Origin of the sequence: Pleionea sp. CnH1-48, from assembly GCF_024124665.1 — a bacterium.
Classification (GTDB): domain Bacteria; phylum Pseudomonadota; class Gammaproteobacteria; order Enterobacterales; family Kangiellaceae; genus JAMXSB01.
Map to the genome: position 1 here is coordinate 49,269 of NZ_JAMXSB010000018.1, position 15,883 is coordinate 65,151.

The 15,883-nt window shown below is 42.8% G+C and carries 11 protein-coding genes; 7 read left to right on the plus strand and 4 right to left on the minus strand.

All coding sequences use genetic code 11. The features are described from left to right. Positions 1–107: 107 nt before the first annotated feature. Positions 108–1,298 (plus strand): HD-GYP domain-containing protein, encoded by a 1,191-nt coding sequence (locus NH399_RS23075; protein ID WP_253043600.1) that lies wholly within the window; start codon positions 108–110, stop codon positions 1,296–1,298. On the opposite strand, the gene NH399_RS23080 is transcribed toward NH399_RS23075, so the two are convergent. After that, on the minus strand, positions 1,276–2,070 hold the full coding sequence (locus NH399_RS23080) for an ABC transporter substrate-binding protein (protein WP_253043602.1): 795 nt from the start codon (positions 2,068–2,070) through the stop codon (positions 1,276–1,278). The genes NH399_RS23075 and NH399_RS23080 overlap by 23 nt on opposite strands. A gap of 389 nt (positions 2,071–2,459) precedes the next feature. Between NH399_RS23080 and NH399_RS23085 the strand changes: the two genes are divergently transcribed. The 4 genes from NH399_RS23085 (at position 2,460) to NH399_RS23100 (ending at position 8,097) form a co-directional block, all read left to right on the plus strand. Beyond that, the gene (locus tag NH399_RS23085; RefSeq protein WP_253043604.1) at positions 2,460–3,515 is read left to right on the plus strand and encodes a response regulator; all 1,056 of its coding nucleotides are present in this window, start codon (positions 2,460–2,462) and stop codon (positions 3,513–3,515) included. Then, positions 3,512–4,480, plus strand: a complete 969-nt coding sequence (locus NH399_RS23090; RefSeq protein WP_253043606.1) for a GGDEF domain-containing protein — start codon at positions 3,512–3,514, stop codon at positions 4,478–4,480. Before NH399_RS23085 ends, NH399_RS23090 begins: the two co-directional genes overlap by 4 nt. Before the next feature lie 78 nt (positions 4,481–4,558). Then, the gene (gene ppnN, locus NH399_RS23095; protein WP_305885109.1) at positions 4,559–5,929 is read left to right on the plus strand and encodes a nucleotide 5'-monophosphate nucleosidase PpnN; all 1,371 of its coding nucleotides are present in this window, start codon (positions 4,559–4,561) and stop codon (positions 5,927–5,929) included. A 323-nt stretch (positions 5,930–6,252) separates the two neighbouring features. Next, positions 6,253–8,097 carry a M1 family metallopeptidase gene (locus tag NH399_RS23100; RefSeq protein ID WP_253043608.1) on the plus strand — a complete coding sequence of 615 codons (1,845 nt, stop codon included), beginning with the start codon at positions 6,253–6,255 and terminating at the stop codon, positions 8,095–8,097. A gap of 167 nt (positions 8,098–8,264) precedes the next feature. Here NH399_RS23100 and NH399_RS23105 read toward each other — a convergent pair whose 3' ends face one another. Both NH399_RS23105 and NH399_RS23110 read right to left on the minus strand, forming a co-directional pair. Next, positions 8,265–9,464 carry a M12 family metallopeptidase gene (locus NH399_RS23105; RefSeq protein WP_253043610.1) on the minus strand — a complete coding sequence of 400 codons (1,200 nt, stop codon included), beginning with the start codon at positions 9,462–9,464 and terminating at the stop codon, positions 8,265–8,267. 265 nt (positions 9,465–9,729) lie between these two features. Continuing rightward, positions 9,730–11,001, minus strand: a complete 1,272-nt coding sequence (locus NH399_RS23110) for a hypothetical protein (protein ID WP_253043612.1) — start codon at positions 10,999–11,001, stop codon at positions 9,730–9,732. Between the two features lie 531 nt (positions 11,002–11,532). On the opposite strand from NH399_RS23110, the gene NH399_RS23115 reads away from it, so the two are divergent. Further along, positions 11,533–12,870: a dihydroorotase gene (locus tag NH399_RS23115; protein WP_253043614.1), complete on the plus strand. Its 1,338-nt coding sequence runs from the start codon at positions 11,533–11,535 to the stop codon at positions 12,868–12,870. A 77-nt stretch (positions 12,871–12,947) separates the two neighbouring features. Continuing rightward, a complete protein-coding gene (locus NH399_RS23120; protein WP_253043616.1) occupies positions 12,948–13,205 on the plus strand; it encodes a hypothetical protein in 258 nt (85 codons plus the stop codon). A 63-nt stretch (positions 13,206–13,268) separates the two neighbouring features. On the opposite strand, the gene NH399_RS23125 is transcribed toward NH399_RS23120, so the two are convergent. Further along, on the minus strand, positions 13,269–15,863 hold the full coding sequence (locus NH399_RS23125) for a hypothetical protein (protein ID WP_253043618.1): 2,595 nt from the start codon (positions 15,861–15,863) through the stop codon (positions 13,269–13,271). Positions 15,864–15,883 lie beyond the last annotated feature (20 nt).

Here is a 15,883-nt window from a genome sequence, read left to right on the forward strand (position 1 = left end):
CTTACTCTACTCTTAATCTATCTCTCCTACCTAAAGAAACTGTGCTAAGCTCATAGTTTGTCATTGCTGTATTTTGCACTGTAGCGGTGTGCATTTCGGGTTGGTTCATGTTAAAAAAGATATCTGCTTCCGAGTTGAAAGTCGGCATGTATGTTGACTCCATTATTCAGAAGTCATCAACACTAAAAATCAGTCAGCAAGGATTTATCAGTTCCGATTCTATCTTAAAAAAACTTAAGGATTCCGGCGTTGTTTACGCCATTATTGATACGGATAAAAGTCAGAATGAGTCAGAGCCTGATAAGCCGGAGTCGATAAAAGAAGAAGCGCCCAAGCGTACTAGAAAGTCTTCTGCATCATTGAGTGGGAGACTTAAAGCCGCCTCTAAGCTTTATGAAGAAGCTCGAACTTTGCAGGCGCAGGCATTAAGCAATATCAAAGAGGGTAAGAAGCTGAATGTCGAGCCTCTCAATCATATGGCTGAGGCGCTTATCGATTCTATTTTTGATGACCAAGATACTTTGTTATGTGTGAGTCAGATGCGTAACAAAGACTCTTATCTCTTGGAGCATTCAATTAACGTATCCATTTTGATGACCGTTTTTGCCAATCATCTTAAATATCCTAGAACTATTATCCAGCAATTAGCCGTTGGTGGTCTGCTTCATGATATTGGTAAAATCAAAGTACCTGATAGCATACTCAATAAGCCCGGACGTTTAACACAAGAAGAGTTCGAAGAAATGAAGCGTCATGTGGAGTATGGTATCGCTGAAGTTCAAGATATTGCTGATATCTCTGACATTAGTATGCAAGTCATTGCTATGCATCATGAAAAGTTAGATGGCAGTGGTTATCCCAAAGGCTTAAAAGGGAATGAAATTACACCTTTTGGTCGTATTGCTTCTATTGTTGATATTTTTGATGCATTAACAGGAGAGCGGAGCTATAAAAAAGGGATTGTGCATGTACGCGCTCTTAAAATGTTAATGGAGCAAAAAGAGTTATTAGATATGGGAATGGTTGAGCAGTTTATTAAGTGTATTGGCGTCCATCCTGTTGGTTCTATTGTTCTCTTGAAGAGTGGCAAATTAGGCATTGTTACTCGCTCTAATCCTGACAGTCCTCTCAAGCCTTTGGTTAAAACCTTTTATAGTGCTAAGCATCGCCATTTTCTTGAAATAAAAGAGGTAGATTTAGCCAGCAAGTTTTGCGAGGATGAGATAGAAAAAAGCGTGAAGGCTGAAGAGTTTGGTATTAACTTTCAGCACTTTTTTAATGAGCAGTTTGTTGCCTAAACAAGGTATCGTCTTTTAATGCTTTACTAAAAACCTGATCAATATCGATTCGTTTGAGCCCTTCATTAAAAATTTCGGTAATCAGTCGCGAATTTGCTGTCTTTTTAAAACAAATATAAAGCTTCTTATTTTCTAATGTTTTTTTATTAAAACTCACTTTATCTCTTATTCTCAACAGATGCTTATTGTTATTTAATAGATAACTCATCACATTTTTGTCGATAACAATCAGTGGAAATCGTCCTGCTGCCAGTTTTTGCAGGTTTCTGGCGTCACTGGTTGCTGTTTCTACCTTGATATTGCCATTGGCTACTCGTCGATCAAACTCGGTAGTGTTTATGTAATCCTGAACAACACCTATTTTTGACTGTCTGGCAATATCATTGAGTGTATTCCACTGAACAGGGCTTGATATGCGCTGAGCAAACCCAAGTGGTCCTGAACCCATCGGGTTAGAGAGGTGGCAGTATTCATGCAGTTTTGATGAGTAGTATTCGGGAAAGTAACCAGCATACTTAGAGCGATCAGAAAGACCTAGTTTGACAGCCCGAGACCAAGGATAAATGTCGATATGAAGTCGATAGCCAACGGCAGCAAAAGCTGCTCTGGCAACGGCTGCTGATGCTCCTTGATCAGCCCGCTCGTGAGTTGTATAGGGAGGCCAGTCAAGAGATGTCAAATAGATCACTTTATCGTTTTTTTCTTTTGCGGCTAGAACTAATGGGATTAGTAGCACCGTCAATAAGATCGTAATGGCAAAATGTTTTAGCATAAGTACAAAGAACGATACTCGGTGATTGTTGGAATGAGAGCGCTTCTTGGCTCAGCGATAAATTACATGACCTCACCTATAATGTTATCTCAATTTTCAAGAATCTGCACTTTCCTGTAGGCACAATATCTGCCAACTTCCTCTTTATATCGCAAATAACGTTAGTTTATCGAAGAAAACAGCCAGTAAAATTGAGCTATTGCAGCATGTGATATTGGCTTCTTGTTATGGCCTGGAGTTTGTCGAGGCGGCTGAAAATGCGGTGGCAAAAGGGCTAGAGGCGAGGTCGGTGAACTTGTCTATTTTTGAGCGTAATTATTTATACGAAATTTTGAAAAGTTGGTTATTAGCACCTAGGATTAAAGTACTATTTTAAATAAGAATTTTCCATGACCATACCTGTTACTATTTGTGATGATTCGAACTTGGCCAGAAAGCAAATGGCGCGGGCGCTGCCTCCAGAATGGGATGTCAGCATCACATTTGCCAAACATGGACAAGAAGGAATTGAAGCGATCGAAAACGGCCTCGGAGAAGTCCTGTTTCTCGATTTGACCATGCCTGTTAAAGACGGTTATGAGGTGCTGGAACATATTCGGGAACATGATCTAAACACCATGGTGATTGTGGTGTCTGGTGATGTGCAGCCAACAGCAAGAGAAAGGGTTAAGTCGCTAGGCGCTTTGGAGTTTATCAAAAAGCCCATTAAAGGCGACCAGATTGCGATGATTCTCGAAGAATTTGGCCTGCTTACGGAGCTTAAGGAGCCTGCTGATACCTCGAGCGCTCCTGCCGCGCAACCAAGTGCACCACCGGTTGCACCCGCGGTTAAACAGTTTGAAGACAGTTCTGCACCGATCTCGTTAAAAGACAGTTACCAAGAAATCGCTAATGTGGCCATGGGCCAGGCTGCTGCGTTGCTGGCAACGGTACTGGATGCATTTGTGGTTTTACCGATCCCTTCTGTCAACAATATTGAACTAAGTGAGTTGCGCATGGCGTTGCAGTTCGCTGGGAGAGCTAAGACTGTTTCTGCTGTGTGTCAGGGATTCATTGGTAACTGTATAGCGGGAGAGGCATTAATCATTTTTAATGACTCAAGCTTTACTGATATTGCCAAGTTAATGAAGTATGAAGGCGAGTTAGACGAAAGCATTGAGTTAGAGTTGATTATGGATATTGCCAGTATCCTGGTTGGTGCTTTTCTTAAAGCATTTGCCAAACAACTTGATATTCAGTTCCAACAAGGGCATCCCCGTGTTTTAGGGCAGCACTGTAATATTGCTGATCTGATTAAACCTGAAAACTCGACTTGGAAAGAAACATTAGCCATTGAAATCACCTATACATTAGAAAAGTACAATGTAGATTGTGATTTGTTAATTCTGTTTACCGAAGATTCCATTAATGAACTCAATAGCCGGGTATCGTATTATTCATCATGAATGAAGATTCTAATAGTTTTGAAATAAAAGAAATGCACTGGGTGATGGACATGCTCCACACCGTTGATGTTGGCATTTTGGTTTTGGATTCTAGCTACACGATTAGAATGTGGAACGCCTTTATGGAAAACCACAGCGGCAAGACTGATCGAGAAGCGATTGGCAGTAACGTATTTAGCGTATTTCCAGAAGTACCTCAGGCATGGTTCAAACATAAAATTGACTCCGTATTTCTATTAAAAAACCGAGCCTTCTCGGTATGGGAACAACGTCCATACTTATTTAAATTTAAAAGCTATCGACCTATTACTGGAACCGAAAGCTTTATGTATCAGAACGCTACGATCATTCCTCTGATGTCAGCAGATGGTCAGGCTAATCATGTCTGCGTGCTTATTTATGATGTGACGGATACTGCATCGAATAAAAAAGATCTGACGATGGCTAATCAAAAGTTGGAAAACTTAAGCCGTACTGATGCGTTGACCCAGCTTTATAATAGAGGCTATTGGGAAGAATGTTTCTACAAGGAGTTTCGCCGTTGCCGTCGTTACGACAGCGACTGCTCACTGGTTATTTTTGATATTGATCACTTTAAACAAGTGAATGATACTCATGGGCATCAAGCAGGTGATGCTGTCATTCGTTCTGTGTCTCAGACCGTTAAAGGTTTGTTACGAGATTCTGATATTTTTGGCCGTTATGGTGGCGAAGAGTTTGTTGTCTTTCTACCTAACACCAACTCCAATAAAGCTAAGATGCTGGCAGAGCGCATTCGCCATGCAGTAGAAGAGCTGGTTATCACTCACGAAGGCACGGATATTCGCTTCACAATTAGTTTGGGTGTTGCACAACTGACCGATGCTTATGAAAAGCCTGATCAATGGATTGCAGCGGCAGATGATGCTCTGTATGCTTCTAAGGAAAATGGACGTAATCTGATTACAATTGCAAAAGAAATATAGTATCAAATGTTATCTCTTTCTCCTGACAGCGATATTCGTTTGTTAGTCTGATCTTGATACTATTAAGTGAGTCGATCTATGGCAGAAAATAAAATGTCTTCCACAGTACATCCTGTGGGAAGTCTTGATGTCTTGTCTCAACATGAAGTTGAGCTTCTATGTGATGTAAAAGAGCGAGATCTACATCGTTTGTTACGCTTGTGTTCGCTTGCCGTACTTAGTGTTGGGAGTGAGGCGGATGATTGTAAAACGATTTTAGAACAACATAAAAATTTTGATATTCAAGTTCATCAAACCGATAGAGGCGTTAAGCTTGAGTTAGTTAATGCTCCGGCTAAAGCCTTTGTTGATGACGATATGATCACGGGTATTCAGGAACATCTGTTCTCGGTATTACGAGACTTAGTGTATTCTCATAATCAGGTGACTGGCGGTAACCTGTTTGATCTGAATACCACAGAAGGACTCACCAATGCATGCTTCCATTTGTTGCGTAATGCGGGTGTGTTGCGCCCTGGCAAAAATCTGAATCTGGTGACTTGCTGGGGAGGTCATGCGATCAGTCGTGTAGAGTATGACTATACCAAAGAGGTCGGGTATCAGTTAGGCTTACGTGGGATGGACGTTTGCACTGGGTGTGGTCCTGGCGCGATGAAAGGTCCTATGAAAGGAGCTGCCGTTGCGCATGCCAAACAACGTATTTTTGATTCCCGCTATATTGGAATTTCTGAGCCAGGTATCATCGCTGCGGAGGCACCTAATCCTATTGTGAATAAACTGGTTATCATGCCAGATATCGAAAAGCGTCTGGAAGCGTTTGTTCGATTAGCACATGCCATTATTATTTTCCCCGGTGGGGCAGGTACTGCAGAAGAACTTTTATACTTGTTAGGTATTTTGCTGCATCCTAAAAACAAAGAGCTACCTTTCCCATTGATCCTGACTGGGCCGGAGAGTAGCCGAGCCTACCTAGAAAGTTTGATGGCGTTTGTAAAAAACACCTTGGGGGACAGTGCTGTTGAGCGCTGTCATCTGGTTTGTGGTGATCCGGTTGAAGTATCACTGTATGTCAGAGATTCTATTGCTGAGGTTCGAGAGTTTCGTAAACGCTACTCCGATGCCTACTTCTTCAATTGGCGTTTACATATTCCTTATGATTTACAAATTCCTTTTAATCCAACCCATGAGTCCATGGCAAAGCTTAACTTAACTCGCTCTCAGCCAGTGCATGAATTAGCGTCTCATTTGCGTCGGGCTTTCTCTGGCATTGTGGCGGGTAATATTAAAGCTGAAGGCGTTCGCGCGATAGAAGAATTTGGGCCTTTCCAATTAACAGGTGAAGCATCGATTATGGACGAGTTGGATGTTTTGCTAAAAGCCTTTGTCGACCAAAAACGTATGAAAATTGGCTCCGAGCAATACACGCCCTGTTATGAGCTGACTTCATAAGCACTACAGGGCGCATGCTCTGCCTTGCTGAAGACAAAGAGATTTTGAGGCTTTCTATGGAAGGGCAACGGCCCCTGATGGTTCAGCTTTCCTTCATATTTCTTTGTTAGGCTTACAGAATTCCAGACCTTTGCTTTTTCTGGTTAAAAAGTGAGCTCTAAGCCCTGGGTGTGCATGACGCACTGTTTCTCTTACTGGCTATGTTATACTGCCGCACTATTTCGGTTCTGTGGCTCTGGGTCACTTTCCTGAGGTAGCCTGGAGTCGGTATTTTGCTGACGATGGTTATCAAGAAGTAAAATTGAATAGATAGGTTTAGATGAATGAAAATTAAAACGCTACTGTTGGGAATATGTAGCTTCATCATGAGTGCGTCTGCGCAGACTATTGTTGATGAAGTGTCTTACTCGAATACCGATGAAGTCAAAACGCATCATGTTCATTTAGAGCTAGATGTCCGGTTTGATAAAAAAGTACTTAAAGGATTTGTTGAGCACCAAATGACTTGGGTGTCTCCTGATGCTAATACTCTGGTTTTGGATACTCGAGATTTGGTGATCGATAAAGTCGAAGCCAAAGAGGGTGAAAAGTGGGTGCCACTTAAGTTTCAACTCGCTAAGCGAGATCCTGCTTTGGGTTCAAAGCTGACCATTGATATGCCGAAACAGTACACCACTGTGCGTGTTCATTATCAGTCGCAGCCTCAGGCCAGTGGTTTGCAGTGGTTGAAAGGCGAACAAACGGCAGGTAAAAAACACCCGTTCATGTACAGCCAGTCGCAAGCCATCCATGCACGTAGCTGGATCCCTGTTCAAGATACACCGGCAATGCGTGTTACATACACAGCTCGTATTACAACGCCTAAGCCTTTGTTAGCAGTAATGAGTGCTGATAACTCTAAAAATACAGAGTTGGATGGCGATCACGAGTTTTCTATGCCACAAGCAATTCCTCCTTATCTGATTGCTATTGGTGTTGGTGACTTAAAATACAAAAGAATGTCGAAGCAAACGGCCGTTTTTGCCGAAGAATCTATTCTTGATGCCGCCGTTGCCGAGTTTGATGATACGCAAAAAATGATTGTTGCCAACGAGGAGCTGTATGGCCCTTATCTTTGGGGACAGTATGACTTATTAATTCTACCTCCAGCTTTTCCTTTTGGCGGTATGGAAAATCCTCGTCTTTCGTTTATCACACCAACGGTTATTGCGGGTGATAAAAGTCTTGTTAACTTGATTGCTCATGAGCTGGCTCACTCTTGGTCTGGTAATTTGGTAACCAACGCAACCTGGCGTGATCTATGGCTAAACGAAGGCTTCACCAGTTACGTAGAAAATCGTGTGATGGAATCATTGTTTGGTCGCCGTCGTGCTGTGATGGAACAAGCTTTGTCTGTTGCGGATCTAAAAGAAGAATTAGCACATTTACCTGCTGATGATACTCGTCTAAAACTTCCATTAAATGGACGTGATCCAGACGAAGCGTTCTCAGGTGTTCCTTATGTAAAAGGCCAGTTGTTCTTGATTTATCTAGAAGAGAAGTTTGGTCGTGAGCGCTTTGATCCTTTTGTCAAAAAATACTTTGATGACCATGCGTTCAAATCTTTAACAACAGAAATGTTTATCGAGTACTTACAGGAACATTTGTTAAAGCCTTATCCTAATGTGGTTTCAATGGATAAGATCAACGAATGGATTTTTGAGCCTGGTTTACCTGCAGATGCACCAAACCCTACCTCTGATGCTTTCGAAAAAGTTGAAGAAGAGCAAAAAGCTTGGTTAGCGGGTAAAAAGAAATTGAAGAACCTGTCTGCGAAAAAGTGGAGTGTGCATGAGTGGTTGTACTTCATTAACACACTACCCAGAGATATTTCTCGTGATCGTATGGCAATGCTGGACAATGCTTTTAAGCTGACTAACTCTAGCAATGCTGAGATTGCATTCGCCTGGTTCCGTTTGGCCATTGGCAATAATTATCCAGCCATTACCAAATCATTAGAGAATCACTTGGTGAGCATTGGCCGACGCAAACTGATTGTTCCTTTGTACAAACAGTTGGCTGAACACTCAAAAGAAAAACGAGTATGGGCATTAGAAGTCTACAAAAAAGCTCGCCCTGGTTATCACCCTCTAGCGCAAGGGACTATTGATGCGCTTTTTAAAGGTTGATAAATCTTTATAAATTCCAAGGCCTCTTTCATCAGGGGCCTTTTTTTATTTTTGTCCTCCCCTCAAAGTAAAGGTCGAATCCATTTACACATATTACTTGTGTAGAGATTTGTCTAGATTGTTAATCTTATCCAGTGGGAACTTAAGCTTTTCATTTAAAAGTTACATCACTTCTGCAAAGTGAAAGTGTAACGACCACTGCCACTATAAGAGTGAATTCTAAAGTAGTAGTAACCAGCACTGGCATTGTAATCGATGCTCTCAATGGATTGAGGAGAAATCGATTTTGCGACTTCTGACCAGTTTGATCCGTTCCAGCGATAGAGGTATAGATCAAAGTCGGTTCCATTGGGGCCTTGTAGGCTTGCTTTTATATTGCCTCCAGAATACTGAAACCAATTTCCATCTGGTTGAATATCGGCATCATTGGCACCGGATAAATTGCCTGTGTAGGTTTCGCCGTTTCCGCCACCTCCACCATTGCCATAAATGGCTGCAGCTGCTGCAATGTCACCCGAAGATAATACTGAGGTATTACCCATGGCGTTGGTATCTACACCACTGCGTGTTGGCCAAATGGTTACTGCGCCATTAATGCCAAAGGCTCTCGTGCCATAGTGCATGATAGAGTAGTAGTCGTACTGGCCATGATTGGTGCCGTCGCTGCTGCTGATCTTGTTAAAATTAAACGCCATACCACTCTGAATATTATTCCAGTAGATAGTGACGTAACTATCACGATCTGTTCGTGTTTGCTCGTGGAAAAAACCAACGGCATGCCCAAGCTCATGAACTGCTGCGCCTCTGCCGCATCCGTCTGCGAGAGTCACGGCTTGCGAGCCACCTTGTCGACCTACATAGGAGCTGCAACCTCCGCCGCCTTGAATCGTTAGGTAGTCCCTTTGACTCGTTCGACGCACAAAACGAACATTAGTTTTGCTATGCCAGTGGTTAAAAGCGTATTCCATATCTTGTCTGGCACGGCTACCCAAATTAGAAGCGAACACATAAGGCACGACACCATTCGGCCATTTGTATCCAGACGATGGATAACGAATTGCAGCTAAAGGACCCGTCTGTGTATCTTCTGAAAACTCTTGACCAGAGACGATGTTTAATCCGTATTTTTTCAAGTCTTCTGTTTTACCAAGAATCATATCGCCAGAATAAGCTAAACCATCGACATCAACGACCTGAATAATATCTCCGGTACTTGTCATTATATCTACCAATTCTCGTCCTTCACTACTGTAACCCCAGATAGGCTCGTTGGACTTTGACCTGTCTGGGGTTAAATTGTTGGCATAGTTGGACGACGGATAGAAAACAATGATAAGTATTAGAGAGAGTATTAATTTCGTATTCATAAAACCTCCAAATTGATACAAGTTATCATTTTTAATACGTCTTTTTTGTGTTAAAAAAGTAACACTAAGATTTAATAGAACTAAGTTAAGACAAATGCAATCTGCACTTTGGCAATACCTGAGATAGAAAGAATTATTTTTCTATCTCATTGGTTTTGCCGACAAGCTTACTTAACAAGAATTATCTTGGAGATATAAAGTCTTTTAAGGATGGTGGTTTTTTATCGGAATATGAATGCTGATATCGAATCTTATAAGAAGACGTTTAATGGTTTTCTGATAGATAAGTTGATGCTAAGGCAACGCTATCTGGATGACAATCATAAATAGCTTCATCAACAACCGTTTTTGGTAGTCCTGTTAACTCATGAAGTAACTTCAATAGATCGAAGCGGCATACGGAGCAGTGTGATAGCTCATAAAGTTGTATGAGTAAAACTTTTGAATCAGTATAGGCTTTTCTTTTTAGTACTTTAACCACGTCCGATATAAATCGGTGGGTTTCGTCTTCGTCATCTAAAAAGGGAATAATGGCTTCAAAAGTCTTTGGAGCATTTTCGACTCCATTTTGAATAAAGAGCGGTACTTTGTTTTTTAGAGTGTGAAGAGAAGCTTCCTCAAGATATTTTTTAATCTGTGGATGTTCCAATTGTGCAAGAGCTCTTATAGCAAAATGCACCATTCTTTCATTGTTATGCTCCAGTAAGGGAATCATATCTGATGGTGCTCCGGGATAGGGGGCTTTGAAAAATATTTTCAGGTAAGCCAACTGTGACTTTTCGTCCGTTTCACTTTTAAAGTCATTAGCAAGTTTTTGTAATACATCAAAAGAAAGAGACTTGCCAATACTAAGTGAGAGACTTTTACCCTGTGATAGGTGTTGGCTGATCATTTCGTAAGACCAGTTTATTAGGGCTCTTGGCTTTTGTTGTTTTTCCAGATGCTCTTTTACATTCGTTAGGTAGCGTTTTATAAATCGATCACTTTGTGCATGCCGTTCTAGATATTGCAAAGTATCTTCTTTCGTTGGTGATGTTTCGAATACAGAAATCAATGAATCATCTACCCAAAAGTCAGTATCTTGTTCGAGTAGCTGACCGAGAGTATTGGCACATATCTCTAATCCCTTTAAACCGTCGAGTATGACTAAAGCATCGGTCTCTAGAAATGAGAAGCTTGGGTCGGTAAGCGGTTTTGTGTAACGTTGATAGAGAGCATCCTTCGCGCGTTTATTACCGTTTTGGGCGAAGCAAGTGACCAGAGTAACTAACTGATGAGTATCCCAGTCGTCTTCCTGAGCCTGACTGAGCGCATCAATAACAGCTTCCTCGATAGCGTCAGAATCTTGCGCTAGCTGAATGACAGTTTTTAGATACTGACTTCTATCCGGTTCTGACTGTGGGTCATAGGCCTGATTGCTAAGACATGCCTCAAGGATGAGGTGATCAAGGTTGTGGTGGGAGTTCTTTTTGAGTATTCGAATGGCTTTGCCAGTGCCCATTTGGAGCGCACGTTCTAACGAGGGTGTATCGAACATAGATTCCTTTATGCTGTTAAAAATTGTCAGGCTGGTAGTGCCTCGTCATGAATTATATATGCAAGTTCAACTGGGTGGGAAGAAATAAAAAAGAGCGCCGTGGCGCTCTTAATTTTTGGTGGAGTAATTTCTTTTTATTATGTCCTCGGTTGGTCTGCACTCCTTGTGCGCTTTTCCGAAGTCTTTATGCACAGCTTTTGATAGACATTAGCACATCAAAAACTCACAATATCTAGTGCCGTTGTTTAGGTTTTGTGCAAAATACTGTGTTTCTAGTTGGGTTGCAAGGCATAGCCTTGTGAGTTGTCTGTGGATAACTTGTTAAATTAAAATTCATCTCAATAAGAGTCATCCACAGCTATTTTGAGTCTCTTCTTTATTATTTTTTGAGTTATTTAGGCCGTTTTTTATTCCAAAGTCCAGCCAGCTGGATATCGATAAAGTTTGAAAATGACAATAACACAAACAGGTTGATCAGTTTTACGTTACAATTATCTTCATCGAATAAGTATTAACAAAATGAGGTTTCCCGTGTCTGAATCCATTCTTATTAAACAGGCAACGTTAGTTAATGAAGGTCAGCAGAAAGTCGTCGATGTATTAATTAAAAATGGCCGCTTTGAGAAAATCGCCAGTGAAATTACGACGGGTGCCGATCGAGAAATTGATGCTGGTGGTTTGCACTTATTACCCGGCATGATTGATGATCAGGTGCATTTTCGCGAGCCGGGACTGACACATAAGGGTGACATTGCAACTGAGTCTCGCGCAGCCGTGGCCGGTGGTATCACCAGTTATATGGAAATGCCTAATGTAAACCCTGCTACCTTGACGCACGAAGCGCTGGAAGACAAATATACCCGCGCCTCAGGCAAGTCTTTAGCTAACTTCGCTTTTTATCTAGGTGCCAGTAACGACAATCTGGAGCAAATCAAATCTTTAGATCCTAATGCAGCCTGTGGCGTCAAAGTATTTATGGGTGCTTCAACAGGCAACATGCTGGTAGATGATACTCAGGTACTGGAAGGTATCTTTAGCTCTTCACCAGTACTCATTGCGACTCATTGTGAAGATACACCTATGATAGCAGAGAACGAAGAGAAAGCGCGCCAGCAATATGGTGAAGAGGTGCCTATTGGGATGCACCCCGATATTCGCTCACGAGAAGCTTGCTACAAATCTTCTGCTTTAGCCGTTGAACTAGCGCGTAAGTTCGGTACTCAATTGCATGTTTTGCACATCACAACGGCAGAAGAGCTGGACCATTTTACTAAGGGTGACTTAGAAGGCAAAAGCATTACTGGTGAGGCCTGTGTGCACCATCTGTTCTTTAACTCTGATGATTATGAACAGAGAGGTACGCTGATCAAGTGTAACCCATCTGTAAAACTGGCTAGTGACCAGCAAGCTATCTTGCAGGCCGTAAACGATGGTCGTATCGATATCATTGCTACGGATCACGCTCCTCATACCTGGGAAGAAAAACAGAATACTTATTTTAAAGCACCTGCGGGATTGCCGTTGGTTCAAGATGCTTTATTGAGTTTGTTAGAACATTATCATAACGAGACATTCTCTTTAGAGCTTATCGTTGCTAAAACGTCACACAATGTGGCACGTCGATATCAAGTCGCTGAGCGTGGTTATGTGCGCGAAGGTTATTGGGCTGACTGTGTTTTGGTAGACCTTAACGCCAAAACATTAGCAACCAAAGAACGTGTGATGTCGAAGTGCGGTTGGACGCCCTTCGAAGGCTATGAGTTCCGCTCTACCATCACTCACACTGTTATCAACGGTAACTTGATGTATGAAAAAGGTCAGATCATTACTGACATTAAAGGACAGCGTTTAGGCTTTAATCGCCGCTAGAATTTGTTGCTATTAATCTTTAGGGCTGCGTTTGCAGCCCTTTTAGTTGTAGTGTAATTAAAACTAAGGAAAAGGTGATGTACGATTTAGTTGAAGGAATTCAACACAAAGACAGTGGGAAGGTATTTCGAAAGCATTTAAAAAAGCTTATGCTAATTATTGTAGGGCTTGTCATAGTGATTCTTTTTCAGTTGGGGTTTTCTGATAATGAAGATGGCCTACAAGATGTTTTTGTGACTGCGGGCGCTCTCATCTTATTGTGGTGTGCAGATTTAATGAGGGGGCTTTGCGAATTGTCTGATATGGAAGCCGCCAAATCAAAAAAAGAAGAATAAAAACAGCCCCAAAGGCGAACCTTTGAGGCTGTAAGAGCGAGGGCTCGCTCCACCAAAAAGAGGTTATTTCTGACGTCTTTTGGTATGTCTTAACTCATAGTTGACGCCGCCCATCACTTGGCCTTTCTCATCGAATTGAGCGATTCCAACATGGAACTCCTGTTCAGGAACTTTAGGAGCACGGAAGTCCAGGTTGACTTTAAATTCCTCGCCTTTTTTGAAGAAGAGATTGAAGAGTCTGGCATCCGGTTGCAAGATCTGGAAGGCTCGCGTGCGTCGATCAAAACGTACGCCTTCGGCTTTTGAACCGCCTTGCATCCAGCGCTCTAATAACTCATCGGGTAAGCGTAAAGTGATTTCACCTTCTTCAACGAAAGGATGCCTCAAGCTGCGATCAAACACGGCAATGCCCAGTCGAGTATCGAGGTCGGAAATATTGCGCACGATCACCTGATTCGAAACACCATCGGGTAGCATCACAAGGTCGACTACGTTCATATTGCGCCAAACAATATTGTTGTTATTGCGTGTGTTAGTACCGATTGCCCAGGTACCAAAAACTTCTGGGAAGGTCATGGGATCTTGGTCTGATACCCAACGAGCGACAATACAATAGTGTCCTGTACCTGGTGGATTGAAAGGAGTGTTGTAAATAGCCGTTGATGAGGCAGCCTGATTAACTACTGGAATTTGAGCAAACTCGGTCCATTGCGAATCCCAGTCGAGTCCTGTAGAAGCATTGGCGTAATACAAATGAATACGTCCATTGGCCGGATTTGATGCTGCACCTGGGCCTGTATTTGCTAGTCTCACTCGCATAGTGTTAACTTGCCCAAATTCAGGGTTTTCATGGACTGTACAGTTATTGGTGTTGGTACAGACCCAAACGTCTGGGCTCAACCAGATATCGCCAGGAACAGGGTCCGGCTCTAGACCCACATCGGTTGTAAAGTCGCGCATGTAAGCGTCGGTCGCAGGCAAAGTCGGCGCGTTGCAGCCTGGGTATTCGTAAGAACCGATACGAAGCCCCCAGTTGGAACCACCTGCACCAGTAATATTTTTTGCATAGATACCAATGTACCAGAAGGTTTCACCATCGGGGTCAACGGTCATTCCCGTGTAGTCACCCCAGCGGTTCATGGCGAACGAATTGTAGGTTGCCTGTCCAGCCATCAAAGTGGTTTCTGCCTGCAAAGTATTGGCGGGATCACTAGACTCTCGGCCTGTGACAAAAGTGCCAGGAAAAGTTGAGGCGCTACCACGAGAATAACCCACACTCATATCGTCGCAGTGATTAACGGCGAGATCAGGATGGAAACGAAACTCTCCATTACTGCCGAAGGTACCTGAACCAGCTGGGCCTAAAGTAATGGTATTTAAATCAATTTGTGCCCAACGCACACAGTTAACAGTTCCCGTGCCTGGGTTACAAGCGACGGTATAGGTTGTCCAACCAAAACCATTACGATACTCAAAATCGAGTGGACGAGAATCTTGTAGATTGCCAAAATTGCCGCCACCACTTTGTGGTACTGAACCAGGCAAACCGACGGGGGCTAAGCTAAGAGAACCTTCGTTAGTAAAGGTGTTAGCACCGAAAGGATCGTCCCAGGAAAACACCGTGAGTGTGGTACTCAATGTGTTATTAGAAACCAAAATGTAGTGAGGATCGTTACTTGGCCAGGTACCCTGATTAAAGCCATGTAAGTTAATGGGCTGTGGTGTGAAGAATCCGGCCATAGGTCGTGAAACCATATTGGCGGGTAAGCCAGAGTACATTAAGATTTTGTTAAACGCCCAGACTCGACCGCCAACAAAACCGCCACCGCCAAACATGTTACCGCCCATATAGATAGCATCATCACCGATACCTGCATGTGGGTAATCCATAAAGGCGCCGCCAGCGAAGGTGTTGAATTCATATAAGAACCAGTTGCCTGTTGGATCATTGGTTTCGGATACGGCGACACAGTAATTTGAGATGGTTGAGAAGTTCGACTGATCGATACCAATGACAAAACGATCATGCTCTTCGTCATACAACACATTAGGATCAAAGTCGGTGGCGCCTGGACCGCAAGCCGTGCCATTAAAGAAAGTATTAAAACTGATGGGGCCGACGAGGGAAGTGCCTGTTTTATTGTAAATTTCTATGGAGACATTGGCGACGGCAATCAAATGATTAGGGCCTGCCGCCAGTTCGGGATCCGGTGGTGTAAATCCTCCGGTTTCATTTGCATCCATACTGTCAAAGTTAACCCCTGCATTGGGAGCAAAAGGCTGAGTTTTTTGATTGGCTTGTTGTACTGTCGGATCTGGCGGTAGATTTAAAGCTTGCTTGCGTAGCTGTGCCCGTTCTTGATCGGTGAGCATGTCGTCATCGAGGATGCGATCACCTTTTTTTCTGGGCTTTACCAGTGGGCTGTAGGGAGAGAGCTCACCTTTTTTGCGAGGTTTTAGTTGGCTCGCATTGATTTTTACGGGTTTGTAAAAACGACTAGAATCAAATTTGAATTCTGGATCGTAGGGCAAAGGCTGTTCGTTGCCAGCCGTTAGACCCGCTGGCATTTGGGAGGGCGGTGTTGACTCTGGTGCTAACGAACAGGCACAAAGCCCGAGAGTCAACAGCGCACTGACCGCTGTTTTCAGATAGACCATTTTCCTTTCTCCTTTAAGGA